Source organism: Sphingopyxis sp. A083, assembly GCF_001468495.1.
GTDB classification, from domain to species: Bacteria; Pseudomonadota; Alphaproteobacteria; order Sphingomonadales; family Sphingomonadaceae; genus Sphingopyxis; species Sphingopyxis terrae.
In genome coordinates, this window is record NZ_LNSK01000005.1 from 87,516 (window position 1) to 109,054 (window position 21,539).

The 21,539-nt window shown below is 63.7% G+C and carries 24 protein-coding genes; 16 read left to right on the forward strand and 8 right to left on the reverse strand.

From position 1 onward, the window contains the following. Window positions 1-20 precede the first annotated feature (20 nt). Both ATE59_RS10985 and ATE59_RS10990 read left to right on the forward strand, forming a co-directional pair. Entirely contained in the window at window positions 21-1,619 is a 1,599-nt protein-coding gene (locus tag ATE59_RS10985; RefSeq protein ID WP_058812465.1) for a S10 family peptidase, read from the forward strand. Between the two features lie 127 nt (window positions 1,620-1,746). After that, the gene (locus ATE59_RS10990) at window positions 1,747-2,652 is read left to right on the forward strand and encodes a DMT family transporter (RefSeq protein ID WP_058812562.1); all 906 of its coding nucleotides are present in this window, start codon (window positions 1,747-1,749) and stop codon (window positions 2,650-2,652) included. Here the strand turns inward: ATE59_RS10990 and ATE59_RS10995 are convergent. Beyond that, window positions 2,649-3,605, reverse strand: a complete 957-nt coding sequence (locus ATE59_RS10995) for an L-threonylcarbamoyladenylate synthase (RefSeq protein WP_058812466.1) — start codon at window positions 3,603-3,605, stop codon at window positions 2,649-2,651. The two genes, ATE59_RS10990 and ATE59_RS10995, sit on opposite strands and share 4 nt — an antisense overlap. A gap of 53 nt (window positions 3,606-3,658) precedes the next feature. On the opposite strand from ATE59_RS10995, the gene ATE59_RS11000 reads away from it, so the two are divergent. The 7 genes from ATE59_RS11000 to ATE59_RS17820 all read left to right on the forward strand — a co-directional run bounded on the left by ATE59_RS11000 (window position 3,659) and on the right by ATE59_RS17820 (window position 13,916). Beyond that, complete coding sequence (locus ATE59_RS11000) at window positions 3,659-5,401, forward strand: acyl-CoA dehydrogenase (RefSeq protein ID WP_058812467.1); 1,743 nt, start codon at window positions 3,659-3,661, stop codon at window positions 5,399-5,401. A 113-nt stretch (window positions 5,402-5,514) separates the two neighbouring features. Then, on the forward strand, window positions 5,515-7,806 hold the full coding sequence (locus tag ATE59_RS11005) for an EAL domain-containing protein (RefSeq protein ID WP_058812468.1): 2,292 nt from the start codon (window positions 5,515-5,517) through the stop codon (window positions 7,804-7,806). Between the two features lie 666 nt (window positions 7,807-8,472). Then, window positions 8,473-10,428 carry a ribonucleoside-diphosphate reductase subunit alpha gene (locus tag ATE59_RS11010; RefSeq protein WP_058812469.1) on the forward strand — a complete coding sequence of 652 codons (1,956 nt, stop codon included), beginning with the start codon at window positions 8,473-8,475 and terminating at the stop codon, window positions 10,426-10,428. 12 nt (window positions 10,429-10,440) lie between these two features. Beyond that, on the forward strand, window positions 10,441-10,830 hold the full coding sequence (locus ATE59_RS11015; RefSeq protein WP_058812470.1) for a hypothetical protein: 390 nt from the start codon (window positions 10,441-10,443) through the stop codon (window positions 10,828-10,830). Between the two features lie 31 nt (window positions 10,831-10,861). Further along, a complete protein-coding gene (locus ATE59_RS11020; protein WP_003038741.1) occupies window positions 10,862-11,923 on the forward strand; it encodes a ribonucleotide-diphosphate reductase subunit beta in 1,062 nt (353 codons plus the stop codon). A gap of 137 nt (window positions 11,924-12,060) precedes the next feature. Beyond that, window positions 12,061-12,291 (forward strand): hypothetical protein, encoded by a 231-nt coding sequence (locus ATE59_RS11025; protein ID WP_058812471.1) that lies wholly within the window; start codon window positions 12,061-12,063, stop codon window positions 12,289-12,291. A gap of 53 nt (window positions 12,292-12,344) precedes the next feature. Continuing rightward, window positions 12,345-13,916 (forward strand): P-loop ATPase, Sll1717 family, encoded by a 1,572-nt coding sequence (locus ATE59_RS17820; protein WP_156416776.1) that lies wholly within the window; start codon window positions 12,345-12,347, stop codon window positions 13,914-13,916. A gap of 16 nt (window positions 13,917-13,932) precedes the next feature. Here the strand turns inward: ATE59_RS17820 and ATE59_RS11030 are convergent, their stop codons facing one another. Continuing rightward, entirely contained in the window at window positions 13,933-14,439 is a 507-nt protein-coding gene (locus ATE59_RS11030) for a hypothetical protein (RefSeq protein ID WP_231737291.1), read from the reverse strand. 410 nt (window positions 14,440-14,849) lie between these two features. Between ATE59_RS11030 and ATE59_RS11035 the strand changes: the two genes are divergently transcribed. From ATE59_RS11035 to ATE59_RS11050, 5 genes are all read left to right on the forward strand, one after another. Beyond that, the gene (locus ATE59_RS11035; protein ID WP_058812472.1) at window positions 14,850-15,419 is read left to right on the forward strand and encodes a DUF4440 domain-containing protein; all 570 of its coding nucleotides are present in this window, start codon (window positions 14,850-14,852) and stop codon (window positions 15,417-15,419) included. A 120-nt stretch (window positions 15,420-15,539) separates the two neighbouring features. Further along, complete coding sequence (locus ATE59_RS18000; protein ID WP_165760550.1) at window positions 15,540-15,689, forward strand: hypothetical protein; 150 nt, start codon at window positions 15,540-15,542, stop codon at window positions 15,687-15,689. 138 nt (window positions 15,690-15,827) lie between these two features. Continuing rightward, window positions 15,828-16,280: a hypothetical protein gene (locus ATE59_RS11040; RefSeq protein WP_058812473.1), complete on the forward strand. Its 453-nt coding sequence runs from the start codon at window positions 15,828-15,830 to the stop codon at window positions 16,278-16,280. Window positions 16,281-16,452: 172 nt separating this feature from the next. Then, a complete protein-coding gene (locus ATE59_RS11045) occupies window positions 16,453-16,701 on the forward strand; it encodes a YdcH family protein (protein WP_058812474.1) in 249 nt (82 codons plus the stop codon). Next, on the forward strand, window positions 16,698-17,036 hold the full coding sequence (locus tag ATE59_RS11050) for a TraR/DksA family transcriptional regulator (RefSeq protein ID WP_058812475.1): 339 nt from the start codon (window positions 16,698-16,700) through the stop codon (window positions 17,034-17,036). The genes ATE59_RS11045 and ATE59_RS11050 overlap by 4 nt, the downstream gene beginning before the upstream one ends. A gap of 97 nt (window positions 17,037-17,133) precedes the next feature. Here ATE59_RS11050 and ATE59_RS11055 read toward each other — a convergent pair whose 3' ends face one another. Then, a complete protein-coding gene (locus ATE59_RS11055; protein ID WP_003038763.1) occupies window positions 17,134-17,391 on the reverse strand; it encodes a DUF2171 domain-containing protein in 258 nt (85 codons plus the stop codon). Between the two features lie 154 nt (window positions 17,392-17,545). Here ATE59_RS11055 and ATE59_RS11060 point away from each other — a divergent pair, with 154 nt between their 5' ends. Further along, window positions 17,546-18,220, forward strand: a complete 675-nt coding sequence (locus ATE59_RS11060) for a hypothetical protein (protein ID WP_058812476.1) — start codon at window positions 17,546-17,548, stop codon at window positions 18,218-18,220. Here the strand turns inward: ATE59_RS11060 and ATE59_RS11065 are convergent. Further along, complete coding sequence (locus ATE59_RS11065; protein ID WP_231737293.1) at window positions 18,217-18,681, reverse strand: thermonuclease family protein; 465 nt, start codon at window positions 18,679-18,681, stop codon at window positions 18,217-18,219. The two genes, ATE59_RS11060 and ATE59_RS11065, sit on opposite strands and share 4 nt — an antisense overlap. Before the next feature lie 443 nt (window positions 18,682-19,124). Here ATE59_RS11065 and ATE59_RS11070 point away from each other — a divergent pair, with 443 nt between their 5' ends. Then, a complete protein-coding gene (locus ATE59_RS11070; protein WP_058812478.1) occupies window positions 19,125-19,706 on the forward strand; it encodes a DsrE family protein in 582 nt (193 codons plus the stop codon). Window positions 19,707-19,718: 12 nt separating this feature from the next. Here the strand turns inward: ATE59_RS11070 and ATE59_RS11075 are convergent, their stop codons facing one another. From ATE59_RS11075 to ATE59_RS11085, 4 genes are all read right to left on the reverse strand, one after another. Then, a complete protein-coding gene (locus ATE59_RS11075) occupies window positions 19,719-20,021 on the reverse strand; it encodes a hypothetical protein (protein WP_058812479.1) in 303 nt (100 codons plus the stop codon). Window positions 20,022-20,109: 88 nt separating this feature from the next. After that, window positions 20,110-20,808 (reverse strand): DsbA family oxidoreductase, encoded by a 699-nt coding sequence (locus tag ATE59_RS11080; RefSeq protein ID WP_058812480.1) that lies wholly within the window; start codon window positions 20,806-20,808, stop codon window positions 20,110-20,112. 34 nt (window positions 20,809-20,842) lie between these two features. Beyond that, window positions 20,843-20,983 (reverse strand): hypothetical protein, encoded by a 141-nt coding sequence (locus ATE59_RS18005; protein WP_162928311.1) that lies wholly within the window; start codon window positions 20,981-20,983, stop codon window positions 20,843-20,845. Window positions 20,984-21,089: 106 nt separating this feature from the next. Further along, entirely contained in the window at window positions 21,090-21,500 is a 411-nt protein-coding gene (locus tag ATE59_RS11085) for a hypothetical protein (protein ID WP_003038778.1), read from the reverse strand. Window positions 21,501-21,539 lie beyond the last annotated feature (39 nt).

Here is a 21,539-nt window from a genome sequence, read left to right on the forward strand (position 1 = left end):
CTGATACAGAGATCGACCGTATGAAATTCATCGCCGCCGCCACTCTCGCCTTCGCCCTCGCCGGCTGCGCCACCGCACAGTCGAAGGAGGTGCGGCCCGCGACCGAAAAGCCCGCCCCCGACGAACCGATGTTCACCCCCACCGAGGTCGAAAGCCGCGGTTCGGTGACGGTCGGCGGCGTCTCCATCCCCTATCGCGCCGTCGCGGGCACGCTGATCGTCCACCACAGGGGCTGGGACGACACCGTCGCCATCGAACGCAAGCGCGACAAGGATGCAGCCGCCGAGGTTCCGGCGTCCGAAGCCTCGATGTTCTACACCGCCTATTTCAAGGAGGGCGCGCCCGCCGAAGCGCGGCCGATCACCTTTCTGTTCAACGGCGGGCCCGGATCGCCAACCTTGTGGCTCCACATGGGAGCCTATGGCCCCCAGCGCGTCGAAACCCCCGATCTTGCCCACGGCAGCGCACCCTATCGCACCGTTCCCAACGAGCACAGCCTGCTCGACGTCTCCGACCTCGTCTTTATCGACGCGCCCGGCACCGGCTTCAGCCGCGTCGCCGGCAAGGACAAGGACAAGGCATGGTTCGGCGTCGATCAGGATATCCACGCCTTCACGGTCTTCGTCCGCGATTTCCTGTCGAAATACGGCCGCTGGAAATCGCCCAAATATCTCTACGGCGAAAGCTATGGGACGATGCGCGCCGCGGGGATGACGCTGGCGCTGCAACGGCAGGACATCGACCTCAACGGCGTGATCCTGCTTTCGGACATTTTGAACTGGGATCTCGTCCCCGACGATTCGCAGGTCAATCCGGGGGTCGACCTACCCTATATCGTCTCGCTGCCGACCTATGCCGCGACCGCATGGTATCACAAACGCGCGGGCATGGGACGCGAGCTCGCACCGTTTCTGAAAGAGGTCGAGGCTTTTGCGACCGGCGACTATGCGCTCGCACTGCTGAAGGGCAACGACCTGCCCGACGCCGACCGGCAGGCGATGGCAACCAGACTCCACGGATATACCGGCCTGTCGGTCGACTATCTGCTCAAGACCAATTTGCGCATCGAATATGGCGCGCTGCAAAAGGAACTGCTCGCCGACAAGGGCGAAACCACCGGCACGCTCGACACCCGTTTCACCGGGGCGACGCTCGATCCGCTCAGCAAGACCGCATCCTACGATCCGCAGGGCAGCGCGATCGGCGCCGCCTACACCGCCGCGTTCAACGACTATGTCCGCGGCACCCTGGGCTATGGCGCAGGCAAGCATTATGAAGGCGGGCTCGATGTCTATGGCAGCTGGGATTACAAGCACCAGCCGCCCGGCGCCGGCCAGCCGCTGATCGCGCTGCCCAACGTCCTCCCCGACCTCGCGGTCGCGATGAAGCAGAATCCGAAGCTGAAGCTGCTGGTGACGGGCGGCTATTTCGACATTTCGACGCCCTATTTCGCCGGCCGCTACGAACTCGCGCACTTGCCCGTACCCAAGCAATTGCAGGCGAACATCGCATACAAATATTACCCCTCGGGCCACATGGTTTATGTGAACCCGACGCTGTTGTCGGAAATGCACAGCGACGTAGCCGACTTCATCCGGCGAACGGACGGGATCGATTGATCTTCGGTCTCATTCCGCGTCGTCATTGCGAGCGAAGCGAAGCAATCCAGAGCGGCGTATTCCAACTCTGGATTGCTTCGCTTCGCTCGCAATGACGAATCCCGGCGATCAATATAAAGCCTTCCCCATGCGCCCCGATTCGCCCTCGCCCGTCATCCCCTTCCTCGTCGCCTGCGCAGGGATCGCGACCTTTTCGGCGATGGACGTGCTGATGAAGGGGCTGTCGATCGAGATCGGCGCCTATAATGCCGTGCTCTGGCGCACCGGCGCCGGCACTCTGTTCAGCGGCCTCCTCTACCTCGCCTCGCGACCCGCCGCCTGGCCCGATGCCGCGACGATGAAGATCCACGCGGTGCGCGCGCTGTTCGTCGCGGGGATGGCGATCACCTTCTTCTGGGCGCTCGCGCGGTTGCCGATGGCCGAAGCGATCGCGCTCGCCTTCGTGGCGCCGCTGATGACGCTCTACATGGCCGCGATATTCCTAGGGGAGAAGATCGGGCCGCGGTCGATCGCCGCCTCTATGCTCGGGCTGGTCGGCGTCGTCGTCATCGTCGCGGGCAAGCTCGGACAGGGGCAATATGAGGCGGAGGCGTTGCTCGCGGTTGGTGCGGTGTTCCTGTCGGCGATCTTCTACGCCTACAACCTCATCCTCGCGCGGCGGCAGGCCAAGATGGCCGAACCGATGGAAATCGCCTTCTACCAGAATCTGTTCGTCACCCTGTTCCTCGGCCTCGGAGCGCCGTGGTTCGCAGTGCCGCCGGGCAGCGCCCATGCGCCGCACATCGTCGGCGCCGCGATTCTCGCGACGATCTCATTGCTGCTCCTGAGCTGGGCCTATGCCCGCGCCGAGGCGCAGATCCTCGCGACGACCGAATATACGGGCTTCCTCTGGGCGATGATGTTCGGCTGGTATTTCTACGCCGAACCGGTGACGCTGCCGACCATCGCCGGCGCGCTGCTGATCGTCGTCGCCTGCCTGATCGTCGCGCGCAAGACCCCGCAGCTCGATCCGATCGAGCCGGCGGCTGCCTAGACCGCCGCGCGCGCCAGCCGGTCGTTGATCGCCGCGCCCAGCCCTTCGGCGGGGATCGCCGCCACCCCAATGCGCGGCTTCGCGCTCGCCGCACCCGCGTGCAGCGCGTCGAACAGATGCGCCGCAGCCTCGGTCAGGTCGCCCGCCGCGCTCAGATTATAGTCGCCGGCCAGCGCGCCGAAGCCGATGCCATATTCGCCCGCCGCGAAGTCGTACGCGCCCAGCCGCACCGGCTTGCCCGGCGCATAATGGCTGGCGAGCATCCCCGGCGCAACGATCTCCGATCCCGCAACGCCCGTCACCGGCAGGCCGCTTGCCGCGCCCAGCATCGCGGCGGTCACCGGCCCCGGCCGCAGCACCTCGACCGCGCCGTCCGTCACCCGCGCGATCGTCGATTCGACCCCCGCCATCGTCGCGCCATCGTCGATCACCAGCGCGACCCGGCCGTCGAGGCTCGCGAGCACATGCTCCGCCTTGGTCGGGCTCACGCGGCCGCTCGCATTGGCGCTCGGCGCGGCGAGCGGCGCGCCAGTTGCGGCGAGCAACGCCTGCATCGCGCGGTGTTCCGGCACGCGCAGCGCGATGGTATCGAGCCCCGCCGTCGCGATACGCGCCACCGGACAATCCGCCGTGCGCGGCACCACCAGCGTCAGCGGCCCCGGCCAGAACGCCGCCGCGAGCGCCCGCTCGGTCGCGCCGAACACGCCCAGTCGCTCGGCCGCCGCCAGGTCGGGGACATGGACGATCAGCGGGTTGAAATCGGGGCGCCCCTTTGCGGCATAGATGCGCGCGACGGCCTGCGGGTTACGCGCGTCGGCGGCAAGCCCATAGACCGTCTCGGTCGGCACCGCGACCGGCTGCCCCGCCGCGATCAGCTCTGCTGCGCGCGCGATGGCATCGGCCCCATAGGGCGCGACCTTTGTTGCCACACTCTCGTTTTGACGCTCGGCCATGCCGCGCTATAGCGCCGGGCGCAACGGAATCACCCCCAAAAGCGGGAAACCCCATGACCTATACGGCGCCGACCACCGAACAGCTCTTTGTCCTCCAGCATATCGCGCGCATCGATGCGATGGCGCAGCACGACCGCTTTGCCGCGGCGACCCCCGATATGGTCGAGGCGATCGTCACCGGAATCGGCGACTTCGCGGCCGAGGTTTATGCGCCGCTCAACCGCGTCGGCGACGTCCAGAACCCCATATGGCAGGACGGCAAGGTCACCATGCCCCCGGGCTTCAAGGAAGCCTATCAGCAGTTCGTCGAGGCCGGCTGGGGCAGCATCGACGGCCCCGCCGCCTATGGCGGACAGGATCTGCCCTTCACCCTCGCGACGGTGATCATCGAGTCGCTGGGCAGCGCCGACATGGGCTTCACCCTCTGCAACATCCTGACCCCCGGCGCGATCCACGCGCTGATGGCCTATGGCACCGAGGAACAGCGCCAGACCTGGCTGCCCAAGCTCGTCACCGGCGAATGGAACGGGACGATGAACCTGACCGAGCCCGCCGCGGGCAGCGATGTCGGCGCGCTGCGCTCGACCGCCGAAAAGGTCACCGAAGGCCCGAACGCGGGTCTCTACAAGATCAAGGGCCAGAAAATCTTCATCACCTTCGGCGAGCATGATCTCACCGACAATATCGTCCACCTCGTTCTCGCGCGCACCCCCGGCGCGCCCGAGGGAACGCGTGGCATCTCGCTCTTCCTCGTCCCCAAATACCGCCTCGACGCGGACGGCAATCCCGCCATCTCGAATGGCGTCCATTGCGCCTCGATCGAGCACAAGCTCGGCATCCACGGGTCACCCACCGCGGTGATGGTCTATGGCGAGGGTGAGGATTGCCTGGGCGAGATCGTCGGCGACGAGATGGGCGGTATGAAGGCGATGTTCGTGATGATGAACAACGCGCGCCTGATGGTCGGTTGCCAAGGCGTCCAGATCGCCGAGCGCGCGACGCAACAGGCGCAGCGCTACGCCGCCGAGCGGGTCCAGTCGTCGCTCGCGGGCAGCGCCGACCGCACCCCCGTCACGATCGAGCACCACCCCGACGTCAAGCGCATGCTGTGGCGGATGCGCGCCCAGACCGAGGCCGCGCGCGCGCTCATCTATTATGCGTCGGCACAGACCGATTTCGGCAAGCTCGGCGACGAAGCCGCCGCGCTGCGCGCCGAAGTCCTCATTCCGCTGGCCAAGGCGCACGCGACCGACATCGGCTGCGAGGTCGCCAGCCTCGGCGTGCAGGTGCACGGCGGCATGGGCTTCATCGAGGAAACCGGCGCCGCGCAGCATTATCGCGACGCGCGCATCGCGCCGATCTATGAAGGCACCAACGGCATCCAGGCCGCCGACCTCGTCGGGCGCAAGCTCGGGATGGCGGGCGGCGAAGGCGTGCGCAGCCTGCTCGCCGACATCACGCTCGGCGCCGCCGGCCATCCCGAACTCGCCGACCTTGCCGCGGCCTGCACCGCGGTCACCGACTGGCTCGAACAGGCGAACGCGCCCGACCGGCTCGCGGGCAGCTACCCCTATCTCACCATGCTCGCGACCGCGACCTGCGGCTGGCTGATGGCGGTCGAGCAGCAGGGCGCGCGCGCCGCGCTCGACGCGGGCGAGGGCGATACCGCCTTCCTCGAAGCGAAAATCGCCTCGACGCGCTTCTATCTGCAACAGATCGTCCCCGCGGCCACCGGCCTCGCGCCCTCGGCGCTCGCCGGCGACGCCGCGCTGGAGCCGCTGCCGCGCCTTGGTTGACGCCGGAAAAGCCGCGCCGCGCACCGCGATCGGGCGGCGCGGTTTCGCGGCATGATTAACGCGATGCTAACCAGGTTCAGTTAACGCCAGCGGGTCATTTTGGAGACCCGTGCGTGCCAGTTAAGGTCAAGAGCCTTTTCATCAGTTGGCGAACGATCGCGCTGGCGCTGCTGCTCAGCGTGGCCGCGGGCCTGTCGTCGATCGCCGAACCGATCGATCGCATCATCGAAAGTGCCGTCGGTGCTGTCGCCTGGCGCCCGGTGTCGGGCGACATCGTCGTCGTCGCCCTCGACGACCGGACGATCGAAAAATATGGCCGTGACGATTTCTCGGTCCGCCGCCACGCGCAAGTCATCGATGCGATCGATCGCGCCGGCGCCAAGCGGCTGTTCGTCGACTTCACCTATGAACGCCGCCGTAACGACCGCGACCTCCCGCTACTGACCGATGCGGTCAAGCGGATGCATGACCGCATCATCCTTGCCGCTTCTACAAAATGGGTGCGCGGGACGACCGCCGAACTGGCAAACTTGCCCGGCCCGGGGTTCGGGAATGAAGTCCAGACCGGGGTCATCGGTTGGGAATTTGCGTTTTGGCAAGTTTGGCGCATTCCCGCCGCCGTGATGGTCGACGGCAGGATCGATCCCAGCTTTTCAGCGATGATGGCCGATTTCCATCCGCAGAAGGCCAGCGTCTATGCTCTCGATTACTCCTATAACGTAAATTCCATCCCGACTTACAGTGCCGCAGATGTGCTGGCGGGCAAGATCGGCAAACGCGAGTTGGCAGGGAAAGACGTCATCTTCGCCCCGACAGCCGAGTCATTCCAGGATATCCACTATCTGCCCGGCAAGGATCGCGTGCCCGGCGCCTACATCCATATCGTGGGTGCCGAGACGTTGAAGCGTGGAATACCTTTTGACATCGGCTGGGCGCCTGCATTCCTGCTCGCCGTGATTGCGCTGATTACCGCCTTGTCGCGTCGCCAGACACGGTGGTTCAATATCGCGGTTGTCACCACGGTTTCGGCCCTGATCATTGGCAAGCTGGTGTTGATGACCATGCTGATCAGCAGTTCGATCGGTGCCGCTCTGTTTTTTGTCGCCACGGTTTCGGCGAATGTGTCGCGGTCGAGGCGCAGGCGGTCGGCGCAGCGTGAGAACCCGCTGTCCGGACTACCCAATTTCGAAGCATTGCGCACGCAGCAGTCTTTCGGCAGCGCAACTGTCATTGCCGCTAAGGTGATCAACTTCGAAGATCTTGCCGCCTTCATTCCGGGCGACGGGATCGGCAAACTCGTCGATCAGGTGACCCGTCGGCTTCAGCTCGCTTCGCAGGGTACTACCCTCTACCACGATCTCGACGGCACCTTCGCATGGCTGGTGCCCTATTATCAGCACAGCCAGATCGAAACGCAGCTCATGGGGCTCGCGGCGCTGTTCAACGCGCCGCTGACCATCGACGAGTTGAAGGTCGACGTGTCGATGGCGTTCGGGGTCAATGACGAGTTCGAAGGCTCGAACGCGCAGCGGCTCGCCGCCGCGCTGGTCGCCGCCGAAAAATCGATCCGCAGCCGCGTCCTGTGGACCAAATATACGCCGCAGCAAAAGGACGATGCCGGCTGGCAGCTCAGCTTCCACTCGCAGCTCGAGGATGCACTCAACGCGGGCGACATCTGGGTCGCCTTCCAGCCGCAATATCGGATCGCGACGCGGCAGCTCGTCGGCGTCGAGGCGCTCGTGCGCTGGACGCATCCGACGCGCGGGCCGATCTCGCCCGACGAATTCATCGTTCAGGCCGAAAAGAGCCAGGACATCTATCGCCTGACCCTGTTCGTCATGGACCAGGCGATCCGTTCGGCGGCGCAGTTGCAGAAACTCGGCACTGAAATTCACATGTCGGTTAATCTGTCGGCGACCCTGCTCGATCACAAGGATCTCGTCTCGACGATCCGCGTCATGCTCAGCGCGCATCATCTGCCGCCCGAACGGCTGACCATCGAAATCACCGAAACCGCACAGATCGAAAACAGCCTCCAGGCCCGCCAGACGCTGGCGCAAATCCGCCGCGCCGGCATGCGCCTGTCGATCGACGACTATGGCACGGGGCAGTCAAACCTCGAATATCTGACCGAAATCGAGGCTGACGAAATCAAGATCGACAAGCGATTCGTGATGACCATGCGCGATTCGCAGCGCAACCTCGAAGTGGTTAAATCGACCATCGATCTCGCCCACCGCCTGGGCGCCACCGCGGTCGCCGAAGGCATCGAAGATGCGCAAACGATGGCGCTTCTCGATCAGCTTGGCTGCGATATCGGCCAGGGCTATCTGCTTGGCAAACCACAGCTAATTGGCGACCTCCTCGCCAGCCTCTCCCCCCCCTCCGACAGCCGCCGCGCCTAAGGTGCCAGATTGGCAGGGAATTTATAGTTAAGACTCGATTTACCATGTCGATTAAGGTATATGCTCCGTTAACTGTTCTTCGTGGGCAGTACCGACAGGAGATCTGACATGGGTTGGTTTTGGCGATTCCTGGGTGGCGGCGGCTCCGGCAACGGCGGCGCGTCGGCCTAACCCGAACGAATTTCAAAGATTGGGCCTCGGCATTGCCGGGGCCTTTTCTTTTGGGGCCAAGCCCTCCGTCCAACGCACCCTGATATCTTATGCCGCCGCTCCGATTTTTTGCGGCAGCGATGCTCTTTCGCCACATATGGCCAAACCCCGCGGAAACGCTGGCGATCGTCCTTTGAGGCGTGCTTTTCCATCGACGAGTTGAATCAAATCAGCGACGAACCGAGTCCCTAATCTGTCATTTACTCTCTTGCATCGTCGCGCCGACGTGGCACTATAGATGGTGGGTAGACCACGGGGGCACCCCAAGAATTAGTATGCGGCCGAAAATGGCGGATTTCCGCGCTCCATCCCATATGGGGGCGGGAAACAGCTTTTTGCGTCCGAAAATAAGTGCCACCCGGCGGTCGAATGGTGCTAGGCTGGGGCTTCGCCCTGAGTCGAACAAGACGGGAACAGACTGCGCCGCTGCGCGGTCGGAAAACGGGGCATTGAAACATGGATTTTCGCGAGACCGAACGGGTGGAGACAGGCGACGTGGCGACGGTGGAACTGACGAAGAATGACGCTCCGGCAGCGCCCGAATCGGGTGCCGAATCAAAGGCTGCGGCACCCGCCGCAAAGCTCAACGAATCGTCGGAGCCCAAGGTGCATGCGCGCCGGTTCGAGGTCGTCACCGATTCGTCGCGCGATTCGCTGCTGACCGACTTCGGCAAGGAAACCTTGCAGGACCGCTATCTGCTCCCCGGCGAATCCTATCAGGATCTCTTCGCCCGCGTCGCCTCAGCCTATGCCGACGATGCAGACCATGCGCAGCGCCTCTACGACTATATCTCGAAGCTGTGGTTCATGCCCGCCACCCCCGTTCTCTCGAACGGCGGCACCGGCCGCGGCCTGCCGATCAGCTGCTACCTCAATTCGGTCGACGACAGCCTCGAAGGGATCGTCGGCACCTGGAACGAGAATGTCTGGCTCGCTTCGCGCGGCGGCGGCATCGGCACCTATTGGGGCGCGGTGCGCGGCATCGGCGAACCCGTGGGCCTCAACGGCAAGACCAGCGGTATCATCCCCTTCGTTCGCGTGATGGACTCGCTCACCCTCGCCATCTCGCAGGGCAGCCTCCGCCGCGGCTCGGCCGCCTGCTATCTCGACATCTCGCACCCCGAGATCGAGGAGTTCCTCGAGGTCCGCAAGCCGTCGGGCGACTTCAACCGCAAGGCGCTGAACCTCCACCACGGCGTCCTCATTACCGACGAATTCATGGAAGCGGTGCGCGACGGCAAGGAATTCAACCTCCGCTCGCCCAAGGACCAGAGCGTCCGCGGCACCGTCGACGCGCGCTCGCTATTCCAGAAGCTCGTCGAGACGCGGCTCGCGACCGGCGAGCCCTACATCATCTTCATCGACCAGGTGAACCGCATGATGCCCAAGCATCACCGCGACCTCGGCCTCAAGGTGTCGACCTCGAACCTCTGCTCGGAAATCACGCTGCCGACCGGGCGCGACCATCTCGGCAACGATCGCACCGCGGTCTGCTGCCTCTCGTCGCTCAACCTCGAAACCTGGGACGAGTGGAACGGCGACAAGCGTTTCATCGAAGATGTGATGCGCATGCTCGACAATGTCCTCCAGGACTATATCGACCGCGCCCCGCCCGAAATGGCGCGTGCAAAATATAGCGCCAGCCGCGAACGCTCGGTCGGGCTCGGCGTCATGGGCTTCCACAGCTTCCTCCAGGCGCGCGGCCTGCCGTTCGAGGGCGCGATGGCGAAGTCGTCGAACCTGCGCATCTTCAAGCATATCCGCGCGCAGGTCGATCAGGCATCGATGCTGCTCGCCAACGAGCGCGGCCCCTGCCCCGATGCCGCCGATCAGGGCGTGATGGAGCGCTTTTCGTGCAAGATGGCGATCGCGCCGACCGCGTCGATCAGTATCATCTGCGGCGGCACCAGCGCGTGCATCGAGCCGATCCCGGCGAACATCTATACGCACAAGACGCTGTCGGGCAGCTTCTCGATCCGCAACCCGCACTTGGAAGCGCTGCTCGTCGACAAGGCGAAGAACAGCGACAATATCTGGAACTCGATCCTCGAACGCGGCGGCAGCGTCCAGCACCTCGACTTCCTGACGCAGGACGAGAAGGACTGTTTCAAGACCAGCTTCGAGATCGACCAGCGCTGGCTGCTCGAACTCGCCGCCGACCGCACGCCCTATATCGATCAGGCGGCGTCGCTGAACCTGTTCATCCCGGCGGACGTCGAGAAATGGGATCTGCTCATGCTCCACTACCGCGCGTGGGAACTCGGCATCAAATCGCTCTACTATCTCCGCTCGAAATCGGTGCAGCGCGCCGGCTTCGCGGGCGGGGTCGAAGCCGACAACACGCCCGAGGCCGCGAAGTTCGAGCTTTCGGCCGAGAGCACCGATTATGACGAGTGTCTGGCCTGCCAATAAGGATCTGACCCCATGAACAAGAATGCGGGTTGTACCCTCGCGGCGGTCGGAGCAGCGATCATTCTACTGCTCGTCTTCCTGATCGGCTATCCGCAGTATCGCGTCTATTCGCAACGCCTGGCGGGCGAGGCGGCGCTGGCCGAGGCGCAATCCTCGCGCCAAGTCGCAATACTTGAAGCTCGCGCAAAAAAAGAAAGCGCCATCTCGCTTGCCGATGCTGAGGTTATTCGTGCCAAGGGCGCTGCTCAGGCTAACGCTATCTTGCAGGACAGCCTTGGTGGCCCCGAGGGGTATTTGCGCTATCTTCAAATTCAGGCGCTCGAAGGGACCAAGGCCAGCCTGATCTATGTTCCGACCGAGGCGGGTTTGCCCGTCACCGAGTCACGTCGTCTTGACCAATAATCACACGCAATTCTGATCCGAGGAAACGCCGATGCCATTGCTCGAAGCCCGCAAGACCTACAAGCCCTTCGAATATCCTTGGGCCTATGATTTCTGGAAGCGCCAGCAGCAGATCCACTGGATGCCCGAGGAAGTGCCGCTGGGCGAGGATTGCCGCGACTGGGCGCAGAAGATCAGCGACCATGAGCGCAATCTGCTCACGCAGATCTTCCGCTTCTTCACCCAGGCCGATGTCGAGGTGCAGGATTGCTACCACGACAAATATGGCCGCGTGTTCAAGCCGACCGAGGTCAAGATGATGCTGACCGCGTTCAGCAACATGGAAACCGTCCACATCGCCGCTTATTCGCACCTGCTCGACACGATCGGCATGCCCGAGAGCGAATATGGCATGTTCCTCGAATATGACGAGATGCGCGCCAAGCACGATTATCTCGGCACCTTCGGCGTCGACAGCGACGAGGATATCGCGCGCACGCTCGCGATGTTCGGCGGCTTTACCGAGGGGCTGCAGCTGTTCGCCAGCTTCGCGATGCTGATGAACTTCCCGCGCTTCAACAAGATGAAGGGCATGGGCCAGATCGTCAGCTGGTCGGTGCGCGACGAAAGCCTGCACTGCGAAGGCATCACGCGCCTGTTCCACGCCTTCGTCAAGGAACGCGACTGCCTGACCAAGAGCGTCCGCGAAGACATCATCGACTGCTGCCAGAAGACCGTCCGGCTCGAGGATGCGTTCATCGACCTCGCCTTCGAACAGGGCCCGGTCCCCGGCATGACGCCCAAGGAGATCAAGCGCTACATCCGCTACATCGCCGACTGGCGCCTGGGGCAATTGGGCTTCCAGCCGATCTACATGATCGACGAGCACCCGCTCCCCTGGCTCGCCCCGCTGCTGAACGGCGTCGAGCACGCGAACTTCTTCGAAACGCGCGCCACCGAATATTCGAAGGCCGCGACGCGCGGCGACTGGAACACCGTGTGGACCAGCTTCGACAGCCGCAAGAAGGCCAAGGCGAACGACGACCCCGCCGCCGCGAGCAGCGACGATGGCGGCGACGACATGTTCAAACAGGCCGGCATCGCCGCCGAATAACCAACAAACCCTTCCCCTTCAGAGCCTGCCCCCGGCGCAGGCCGGGGGGAGGGGCAGCGAAGCCTGCCAGCTTGCTGGCTTGGCGAAGCGGGGTGGGCCAAACGGCCCGAACCGATGATCGAAAAGAGACGTCGCAAATGACCGACAAGAAAAAACTGAAACTCCTGATCCTCAGCCAGCCGCAACGCGCCTGCCTGGAGGGCCTGTCGAACCGCCGCCCCCAACTCCCCACCGACCCCGTCCGCGACGAACTCGTCGCGCTGGGCCTGGTGGCGCAACAGGGCGCGAAATGGACGTTGACCCCGACGGGCAAGAAGGTGCTGGCGGCGGGATCGAACCGCCGGAACAAGGGCGGGTTTTCGGTTTGAGAAATATAGGAATTTCTTTAAAGTAAGGAAATTCGTTTCTGGAGTTTCTGACCGTGACCTTAAGTCCTGATTCTTTTCTAGGTTCGCGTGGATTCAGCGAAAATCCTTTCATACTTACAAATGCTGACGAAGAGCAAAATCTGTCGTCTTACTTCGTACCGCCTCCATTCTTTGATGCAGTCTTGGGGCAGGCCGCAGAGCCGAAAAGCTGCACCGTTTTCGCGCCTCGCGGGGGAGGAAAAACTGCTCAAAAAGTGATGATTGAGGCGACGTCTCGGGTCAGCTCCAACGATGCGTCATTTTTGTGCTTAACTTACGATCGTTTCATACTGCCGGATAAATTCTCTCCAAAGAGTGCAAGCCTTGATTGGCATCTATTAAACATCGTAAGAATATTGACTGCTTCTCTTTTAGTAGACATTGAGGAGCATGATAAGCAGGGATTACTAGACCAAGAAGAAAAGGACTTTTTGGTCAAAACTGCTAGAAACTACCTTTTCGATATAAATCCATCTGAGTTTCAGAACCTCATATATTCGATGAGAAATTGGCAAGGCCACGCTGAAGACATATTCAAAAAATACGGTGGTCAGATTGCAAATTTACTTACTGCCATTGCATCGCGCTTTGATTTAGGAAAGATAGAAGCCCTTGGCGGGACTGTCGATAATACCCGAGCAACTCTAATAGTATATTTTGAAAGATTGATATCTGTTGCTCAGAAACTCGGTTATAGAGCTGTATATATATTAGTTGACCGTGTAGATGAGACATCGGTGACTCAGAATGACGCCAATTCATCGTTCGAATTTATTCAGAGCCTCCTTCTTGATTTACATGTTCTCGAAACAAAGGGATGCGCGTTCAAATTTTTTCTCTGGGATCAAGTTCGTTCAAAATACATCTCAGCAGGAGGAAGGACCGATAGAATTCCTCTTTATAGTTTGAATTGGAACTTTAACGAAATGTCGACGATGCTTTCGGAACGCCTAAAGGCATATTCCGAAGGAAAAGTGAAATCCATGAATGAACTCCTAGCCGACGATGATGGCTTTGACCTTCACAGCTTAGTCACAATACTGGCCTTTGGGTCACCGAGAGACATGATACGTCTGTGCAAAGCTATCGTGGACGAGAAAACAAGAGTAAAAAATGAGCCAGGCATTCTTGAGCGCCGATTTGTAAATCAAGGAATATCCACCTTTTCTGATCAGCGATCCCTAGAGCTCTTCGGGGGGCTAATGGAAGACCTTCGAAAAGTTGGATTGGCGAGCTTTACTATTTCTATGCTCGCCAACGATATATTTAGGGTCACAGCCAATGCTATTAGCCGAAAAATTCAGATTTGGACCGATCAGGGCGCAGTAGTCCGAAGCGGCGAAGTACCAAATCCAGGAGCTCGCCCGCAAAACCTTTACTCTCTTTCCGACCCGAGATTATGCTTTTCTGTGAAATCGCAATATATTACAGACGCTATATTGGAAAGTAACCTATTCATTTGCCCATCATGCGATGCAATTAATATATATGAGCAAGAAGACGTAACGTCTTGCAGGCATTGCCAGTCGCCGATCGACGATGATTGCAATGTTCTCTACATAGTTGATAGCTCAAAACGATTTTAGATAGAGCTCGTAGCGATCAATTCACCGTAACCCCGCTCGGCACCGCTTTCACCCCTGCCGCCGCGAACAGCACGCCGCCGCGCACCGCTTCGGGGGAGCCGTCGAGCAGTGGCAGTTTGACCAGCTCGCGCGTCGTTTCGCTGTCGTCGTCGACGACCAGCCGCAGCGAGGCGATGCCGATGTCGCTGCGTTCGACCACCACGTCGCGGATCGTCGCCAGCGGCCACGACAGGCTGTTGCCGCGATAAAGGCGCAGGCCGTCGTGAAAGATCCAGGCGTCGCGCTGGCGCCACAGGCGGAAACAGGTCGACAGGCCGATCGCCGCGGCGATCATCGCCGTCGTCGCCACCGCATCGCCGAAGATCAGGCTGCGCAGTATCGCGCCCATGCCGTCGCCGCGCACCGGCTCCGCCTGCCCCAGCGCCAGCGCCGCCAATATCAGCGCACACACGATCGCCCCCGCCAGCAGCGGTTTGGGCTTCAGCCGCGCGATCACGACGATCCTTCGGTCCCCATTGCTCATCACCCGCACAAATAGGGACAGCCGCGCCCCGACGCCAGCCCCGCCGGCGCGGTCCCCGTGCTCCCCGGCGAAAGCCGGGGCCCAGCGCGGCCTGCACCACCGCTTGTGATCCCCCACCATGGACCCCGGCTTTCGCCGGGGCACACGGGCGGCCAGTCCCGCGATCCTCCCTGTGGCGAAGCCCGATCCTCCCTGTGGCGAAGCCATGGGGAGGTGGCAGCCCGCAAGGGCTGACGGAGGGGCCGAAGACGCCGCCCCTCCACCACGCCCAGCGGGCGCGATCCCGCTGGCGCGGCACGCCGTCCGCGCGCGCCCCATCGCTGCGCCACAGGGCGGGTCGCGGAAACGCCACTTGCACCCCACCGCGTCCAACCGTATTACGCACATAACACAGCAAGGAGCCCTGCCCGATGTCCCTCGCCCTCTTCCTCGCCGCCGCGCTGGCCCCCGCGCCGCAGGCCCAACCCGCGCCGCCGCCCGCCGCCGCTGCGCAGCCCGCGCCGATGCCGACCGGCGCCGCGCTCGACGCGGCGATCGCGGCGAACGATGCGCGGCTGTTCTGGGCGGTATTCGAAGGCTGCGATCCCGCCGCGCTGCCCGATCTGCTCACCCCCGATTACCGGATGCTCCACGACAAGGACGGGCTGGCGATCGCCGACCGCGCCGATTTCGTCGCGTCGATGGAGAAAAATTGCGCCGCGCGCGCGCCCGGCGGCGCACAGGCGGGCTATCGCAACCGCCGCCTGCTCGTCCCCGGATCGCGCGTCATCCGCGCGCTCGGCGACTGGGGCGCGCTCGAAGAGGCAGCGCATGTCTTTTTCGAATGGAATGCCAAGGACGCGCGCTGGGACATGGTCGGCGGCGCGCGCTACATGCACGTCTGGCAATGGATACCCGCCGAAGGCCGCTTCCGCCTATCGGAAAGCCTGAGCTACGACCACGGTGCCGCCGCCCCCTATCCCCCGCCCTCCGCCGACTGATCCGTCGTTCTTCCGGATCCGGGACCGCGCGTCGCCAGCCGGTCCGCCCCGCCCGCGGGGTGAGCGGTGCGCAGGCGCGCCGCGGCCATGCTATGTTGCGCTCCTGAAAGGAGAAAGCCCATGCAACCCGTGACCGAAGGCGACCGCCGCAAGGAACTCGGCACCCTCCTCCGCCAGATCGCCGCGCATCCCGAACGCGACTGGAGCGCGGCGCGGCAGCGGATCGCGACGCTCAACAAGCTGATCGCGCGGCGGCCCACGCCCGCCTGATCGCTCCGTCGCGCGCGCCGGTCGCTCCGCCGCCCGTGCGGCAACGAACGCCCGGCGCGCCGGTTTCTCGTCGGCAAGGCCGCCCGCCCCCCCTTCCCCCCTCCGGGCGGCCTTGATCGGACAATAAGGAGAAACCCGATGCGCAAGACCCTGATGACGCTCGCCGCCGGTGCCGCGATCGTCGCCGTTCCCGCCGTCGCGCAAGTGGGCCTTGGCGGCGCGACTAACCTCAACGCGGGCGCCGCGCTCGATCCCGCCGCCACCGTCGGCGGTGTCACCGACCGCGTCGGCCAGACGGTCGACAGCGTCGATGGCGCCGCGAACGATGCCGTCGATTCGGCGAAGCTGACGCTCGCAACGCGCGAACAGGTGCGCGCCGGTGCGCAGGTGACCGATGCCAAGGGCGCGAGCATCGGCACGGTGCAGGGCATCGACGGCGACAATGCGATCGTCGTCGACGGCGGCAAGCTCTACAACCTCCCGCTTTCGGCGCTCTACAGCCAGGCCGACAGCGTGACCGGCCCGCTGGTGACGAAGCTGCCCAAGGCCGATCTGTCGGTCCGCGCCGCGGGTGCCGCCGAAGCGCGCTGATATGCTTTCGGCCTTTCGGGGCCGCAATCGACGATCGCCGTCCCGTGGGTCGCGGGACGGCGACCGGAACGGAGCCGGGCGATGTGCCCCGGCTCCGTTTTTGACTCAGCGCAATGCACGGCGGCGCGGTTGGGGTAAAATCGGCGGATTATCGAAGCAGGAGGAAGGCCCCATGTCGCATACCCCCCACGAACTGGCCGACGCATTTCCCGATGATGCCGCGGCGATCCACCGGCTAAAGGAAGGCAACGCGCATTTCGCGGCGCTGGCGGAGCGCTACCATGTGGTCAACCGCGCCATCCACCGCGCCGAGAGCGAGGTCGAGCCGGTGTCCGACGAACATGCCGAGGAACTGAAGCGGCAGCGGCTGGCGCTGCTCGACGAGATGGGCGCGATCATCGCGGCGGAGCGGACGGCATGAGCGGCGGCGACGGCTTCGCCGCGGTGCGCACCGGATTGATCCTGCGGCTCGCCGACCTCAGGGCGCGCGGGGCGCGGGTCGCCGCCGACCTTACCGCGCCGATCAGCGCCGACGCCAAAGATGCGGCGATTGAGCGCGAGGATGACGATGCGCTGGCGGGCGAGGATGCGCTGCTAGCACGCGAGGTCGCCGCGGTGACGGCGGCGATCGCCCGCATCGACGAAGGAAGCTACGGCATCTGCACCAGCTGCGGCAAGGAGATCAGCGCCGAACGGCTCGCCGCGAAGCCCGAGGCGGCGCTCTGCATCGAATGCGCGCGCAAGCTTTCGGCCTGACGCGCAAATGAAATGGCCCGCCCGGAGGCAGTTGGGCGGGCCAGTTTCAGTGCCGGGCGCCCGATTGCGTCCCGGCCATCTGTTATCGGGGTGTCGGTCAATCCGCCTCTTCGAACAGATCGACCGCATTGGCGGCGGTCGCCGACAGGCGCACCGTATCGCCCTCGACCGCGGCAACGAGGCCGGCGGGCAGATAATGGTGCCGCGCGCCCTTGCCATCCTCGGCCTGGGGGCTGTCGCTCTTGGTCAACTTGATGCGTTCGCCGTCGACATGATCGACGGTGCCGACATGGACGCCGTCGGCGCCGATGACGGCCATATGTTCCTTGATCGCGCTATGATCGTGTTCGGCCATGGTTCTTCTCCTTGCCGCGCCGTCGCCAGCTGATCCGGCGGCCGCGACGGGGATGATACGCATGGGGCGCCGAGTCGGGTCCATCGGCTTGGACGAAGCGCTCCGAAACCGCGCCGGCTTTCCAAGCGGCGACACGCGGGCTAGCCTGGCCGCCATGCGCTTCCCCCTTCTCCTCGCTGTTTTCGCCTGCCTCGCCGCGCCGCTCCCGGCCGCGGCCTGCTCGCCCGCGCCGGGTTATGCCGTGCCGACCAACATGGAACTGACCGCCGAAGCCGAGCTGATCCTCCTCGCCACCGTCACCGGCGGCACCCCGATGGACGAAGCCGGCGCCCCCGACACGATGCGCGTCGACATACGGCCGATCGCGGCGCTCAAGGGCAATCTTGCCGACGCGCCGAAGACGCTTCCGATCGCGCTCGCCACCGGCCGCTTCGCCACGCTCAGCAATCCCTACGAGCTCCAGCACGCCCATCCGCTCGCCTATATCGGCGGCTGCGTCCGCTACATGGTACCGCTCGGCTCGCGCCTGCTTTTCTTCCTTGACCGCCACGATGGAGAATGGGGGCCGGCGGGCGGCCCCTTCTCGCGCTGGGCCGAAGATGTGCCGGGCGACGACGCGCCGTGGCTGACCGCGGTGCGCTTTTACCTCGAGGTGATGGCGCTGCCCGAAGCACAGCGCGCGGCGGCGCTGACCGATCGCCGCGATACGCTGCGCGCGCGCCGCGACGACCCCGTCGCGCAATTGCTGGCCGACGATCTCGACGCGCAGCTTGCAGGACCGAACAAGCCGCTGCGCGAGGCCTTACCCCCAGCGCCCGACGGCGACTAGCACCACGGGCGCCGGTACCCTTCCCACGGCCGCGCCAGCCCCGCATCGATGAGCACGCTGCCGACGCTCACCCCGTCGCGGGTGGCGATGCGCAGCTTGCGCCCGTAGCGATCGCTGTCACGCGCGTCTTCTTCAAGCAGGAAGGCCCCCGAATTGAGCCAGTCGCGCAGCCGCTCGGTCGCCTGCGTCCCCAAACGCGCCTCCTGCGCACAGCGCGGCGGATGCGTCTCGGGTGTGTCGATGTCGGCGAGGCGGTATTTCTGGCCCTCGAACCAGAAGGTGTCGCCATCTACGACGCAATTGCGCCCGCCTCCGGTATGACAAAATCCGAAATGCGCCGAATGCGGTTCGGGGGCAGCGGCTCTAGTCGCGTAAGGCCACGATAGCTCGGCGCGGGCCGGCGCGGGCGCCTGCATGTGCAAAGCCGCCAAGGTTCCTGCAAAGGCTCCGGCTGCCGCCACCAGCACCCATATCCCCCCAGATCGGCGGGCGCGGATTCGGCGACGACGCGAAGCGGAACGGATATCTGTCGGGTGCGGCATGCCGGCGAATTTGCCAGCGCAGACTTACCAAAGTCCTCACAAGTCCGGTCCGAACCGCCAGCGACGACCGGCAGACACCACCACGGCGGCGCCATATTGATCAGGATCAATGCCGCCGCGCCGCCGCTCATCCATGTCAGGGCTTCCGAACCACCAAGGACCCCCAGACATGACCGATCCCTTGACCCAAACCCCCGTTCTTCTTTTCGCGCTGATGATGGTGAGCTTCATCGTCGTCGTCGGCGGCCTCGCGACGGCGGATCTGGTGCGCAAACGGCGCGATTGACAGGCTCGCGGGCTGGTGCAGCCTGAAGCGGAACGGTAGGCTGCGCCATCAATCCCGATCCGAGAGGAACCTCACGATGTCACCGTCCCGCCCGCTCGCGCTTGCCTTCGCTGTTGCCGGCCTTGCCCTTCTGTCGCCGGTGCAAGCCGCCGACATGGGTAAGGCATCGCCCGACCCGATGGCATCTTTTCACGGCGGTACGGTCATTCCGGCGTTCGGCAAGGTCGCAAGTGTCACCGACGCCGATATGCGCATTCCCGCCGGAACCGAATTTCACATCGCATTCGACCTTGCCGCGGCGAAAGAGTCGACACTCAATCGCACGCTGGAATCGGCTGCTCGTTTTCTCAACATGCAGGTCGAAGCCGGCGTACCGGCCGAACGCATCCATCTCGCAATTGTCGTGCATGGCCCCGCAACCTTCGATGTGGCGGGCACGGAAGCCTATGGGCGTAAGTATCCCGGCGCGGACAATCCCAACGCCGCGCTTGTCGATGCCCTGATAAAGGCCGGTGTCCGCATTATCGTGTGCGGCCAGAGCGCGGCGGGACAGGGGGTCAAAAAGACCGATCTGCTCCCGGGCGTCGAACTGGCGCTATCGGCGATGACCGCCCACGCGCTGCTTCAGCAGCAAGGCTATACGCTCAATCCCTTTTAGCATCGCCGATATTCAAGGAGCGCCGCGCGGTTCGTCGTCTTCTACCCCGCCCGGTCCCAATTCATCATCCTCGTCATCGTCGCTGCGCTCGCCGCGATAGGCGTCCATGTCGATGCGGCCCGATCGTTCCATCTGCCGCATATGATCGACCAGATCCTGCGCGTCGTCGCCCTCGCCCCGCGCCGGAGCTTTCCGACTGTCTTCGAGCGGACGCGCCTGACGCGCCGCCGCAGCGATGGTTTGCGCCTGTGCGGGTTCGTCATCCTGTTCGCGGTTGACCATTTCGGGGGCGTCTTCGTCGGGGGAAGCGGGCATCGAACCATCTCCTTGATTGCGCCTATCGGCCCCAAGAGCCTGTGCGGCGGGAATGGATGGAAAACGCCCGTGCGGCGGGTACAGTTCCTCAAGCAGCGGTCGCCAGCACCTTGTTTTCGATGACCCGAATGAAGGCTTCGGGATCCTGTGCGCCAGGGATCAGCATGCGGCCGCCCAGGATGAAGGCCGGAACGCCGGTGACATTATTGTCTGCCCAATAGGCCTCTTCCATACGCACCATCTCGGCATAGTCGTCGCCGTCCAGAATCGCGGCGGCGCGGGCCGCGTCGAGTCCGACCGAGGCCGCGACATCGATCAGGACGGCGGGATCGCCGACGTCGCGATTGTCGGTGAAATGGGCGCGGAACAGTGCGAGTTTCAGCGCGGTCTGAACGCCGGTCGCTGCCGCCTGATCGGGCTCTTCCAACGCCCCGGCCCAGGTGAGCAAACGATGCGCATCGAAGCTGTTGCGCATGCGAAAACCCGGCCCCCGGTTGAAGGCGAAACCGAGGTCGGCCGCAATTGCCGACAGCCGGCCGCTATTGGCCCGGCTCTGTTCCGGGGTGATTCCATATTTCCGGATGACGTGCTCGACCGCGTCTTCGCCCTCGGGGGGCATGTGCGGATTGAGTTCGAAAGGGTGCCATTGGACACGGAAAGCCAACCGTCCCTCAAAATGCGCCATGACCTTCTGAAACTTCAGCCAGCCGATAATGCACCAGGGGCACATCACGTCGGACACGATATCGACGCTGAGGCGCGGCAATTCTGTTTGGGTCACGGTCATTCTCCTGAACCGTGCCGCCAGCCTGCCCGATCGGTCAGCCCCCGGTACGGCGTTCCTTGCCCGACCGCCGGTCGCCCTGACGGCGCTCGGGGCCCTTGTAGTCGGGATCGTCCGCGACGCGCCGATCGCTCTGGCGCCGGTCCGAACTGTCCCGCTTGTCGTCATCGGATGTCATGTGCGGCCCCTTTCACACAGGAAACAGAAGCGCGACCCGATGTTAATTTACGCATAAACCGGCCCGCAACACAACAGGACCGAATTTCTCGTTATCGATCAGCTCATTATGACGAAATCTCGACTCCTGAAGCCGAAGCGCGCGACAGCATATAATAGGCCGTGATCATAAGGCCGACCGACAGGGCTTCGATAATCATCGCCTGCACGATGCCGCTGTTGACCAGGTCACCGCTCGCGACCCCGATCAGGCGGCCGACCAGCGCGGTGCCGTAGAGCGCGGCAGGAACCAGCAGCGCCCGCGACCAACCGCGCAGCAGTCCGCCGATCGCCGCGCCACCGGCGGCCACAAGGAAAAAGGCCGACATGTCGGCACGCACCGTGTTCGCGGCAACGCCGTCGGCGATGATTCCGAAGGTTTCAGTAAAGCTGGCAGGGTTCAGCACGCCGCGAATGCCGACGATGAAGAAGAGCAGCGCCCAGAGCAGGACCGCGCCGCGCAACACCCAATTGACCATGATCGTCTCTCCCTTGCTTTGCGCCGAAGCTGCGGCATC

Bases quoted from the DNA above. Each gene is read 5' to 3' on its own strand.
- ATE59_RS11070 (WP_058812478.1), top strand. From the start codon at position 19,125: ATGTCACCGTCCCGCCCGCTCGCGCTTGCCTTCGCTGTTGCCGGCCTT.
- ATE59_RS11030 (WP_231737291.1), bottom strand. From the start codon at position 14,439: ATGAGCAATGGGGACCGAAGGATCGTCGTGATCGCGCGGCTGAAGCCC.
- ATE59_RS11080 (WP_058812480.1), bottom strand. From the start codon at position 20,808: ATGACCGTGACCCAAACAGAATTGCCGCGCCTCAGCGTCGATATCGTG.
- ATE59_RS11060 (WP_058812476.1), top strand. From the start codon at position 17,546: ATGCGCTTCCCCCTTCTCCTCGCTGTTTTCGCCTGCCTCGCCGCGCCG.
- ATE59_RS11035 (WP_058812472.1), top strand. From the start codon at position 14,850: ATGTCCCTCGCCCTCTTCCTCGCCGCCGCGCTGGCCCCCGCGCCGCAG.
- ATE59_RS11040 (WP_058812473.1), top strand. From the start codon at position 15,828: ATGCGCAAGACCCTGATGACGCTCGCCGCCGGTGCCGCGATCGTCGCC.
- ATE59_RS11085 (WP_003038778.1), bottom strand. From the start codon at position 21,500: ATGGTCAATTGGGTGTTGCGCGGCGCGGTCCTGCTCTGGGCGCTGCTC.
- ATE59_RS11015 (WP_058812470.1), top strand. From the start codon at position 10,441: ATGAACAAGAATGCGGGTTGTACCCTCGCGGCGGTCGGAGCAGCGATC.
- ATE59_RS11050 (WP_058812475.1), top strand. From the start codon at position 16,698: ATGAGCGGCGGCGACGGCTTCGCCGCGGTGCGCACCGGATTGATCCTG.
- ATE59_RS10995 (WP_058812466.1), bottom strand. From the start codon at position 3,605: ATGGCCGAGCGTCAAAACGAGAGTGTGGCAACAAAGGTCGCGCCCTAT.
- ATE59_RS11045 (WP_058812474.1), top strand. From the start codon at position 16,453: ATGTCGCATACCCCCCACGAACTGGCCGACGCATTTCCCGATGATGCC.
- ATE59_RS18005 (WP_162928311.1), bottom strand. From the start codon at position 20,983: ATGACATCCGATGACGACAAGCGGGACAGTTCGGACCGGCGCCAGAGC.
- ATE59_RS10985 (WP_058812465.1), top strand. From the start codon at position 21: ATGAAATTCATCGCCGCCGCCACTCTCGCCTTCGCCCTCGCCGGCTGC.
- ATE59_RS11075 (WP_058812479.1), bottom strand. From the start codon at position 20,021: ATGCCCGCTTCCCCCGACGAAGACGCCCCCGAAATGGTCAACCGCGAA.
- ATE59_RS11000 (WP_058812467.1), top strand. From the start codon at position 3,659: ATGACCTATACGGCGCCGACCACCGAACAGCTCTTTGTCCTCCAGCAT.
- ATE59_RS11020 (WP_003038741.1), top strand. From the start codon at position 10,862: ATGCCATTGCTCGAAGCCCGCAAGACCTACAAGCCCTTCGAATATCCT.
- ATE59_RS11025 (WP_058812471.1), top strand. From the start codon at position 12,061: ATGACCGACAAGAAAAAACTGAAACTCCTGATCCTCAGCCAGCCGCAA.
- ATE59_RS18000 (WP_165760550.1), top strand. From the start codon at position 15,540: ATGCAACCCGTGACCGAAGGCGACCGCCGCAAGGAACTCGGCACCCTC.
- ATE59_RS11010 (WP_058812469.1), top strand. From the start codon at position 8,473: ATGGATTTTCGCGAGACCGAACGGGTGGAGACAGGCGACGTGGCGACG.
- ATE59_RS10990 (WP_058812562.1), top strand. From the start codon at position 1,747: ATGCGCCCCGATTCGCCCTCGCCCGTCATCCCCTTCCTCGTCGCCTGC.
- ATE59_RS11055 (WP_003038763.1), bottom strand. From the start codon at position 17,391: ATGGCCGAACACGATCATAGCGCGATCAAGGAACATATGGCCGTCATC.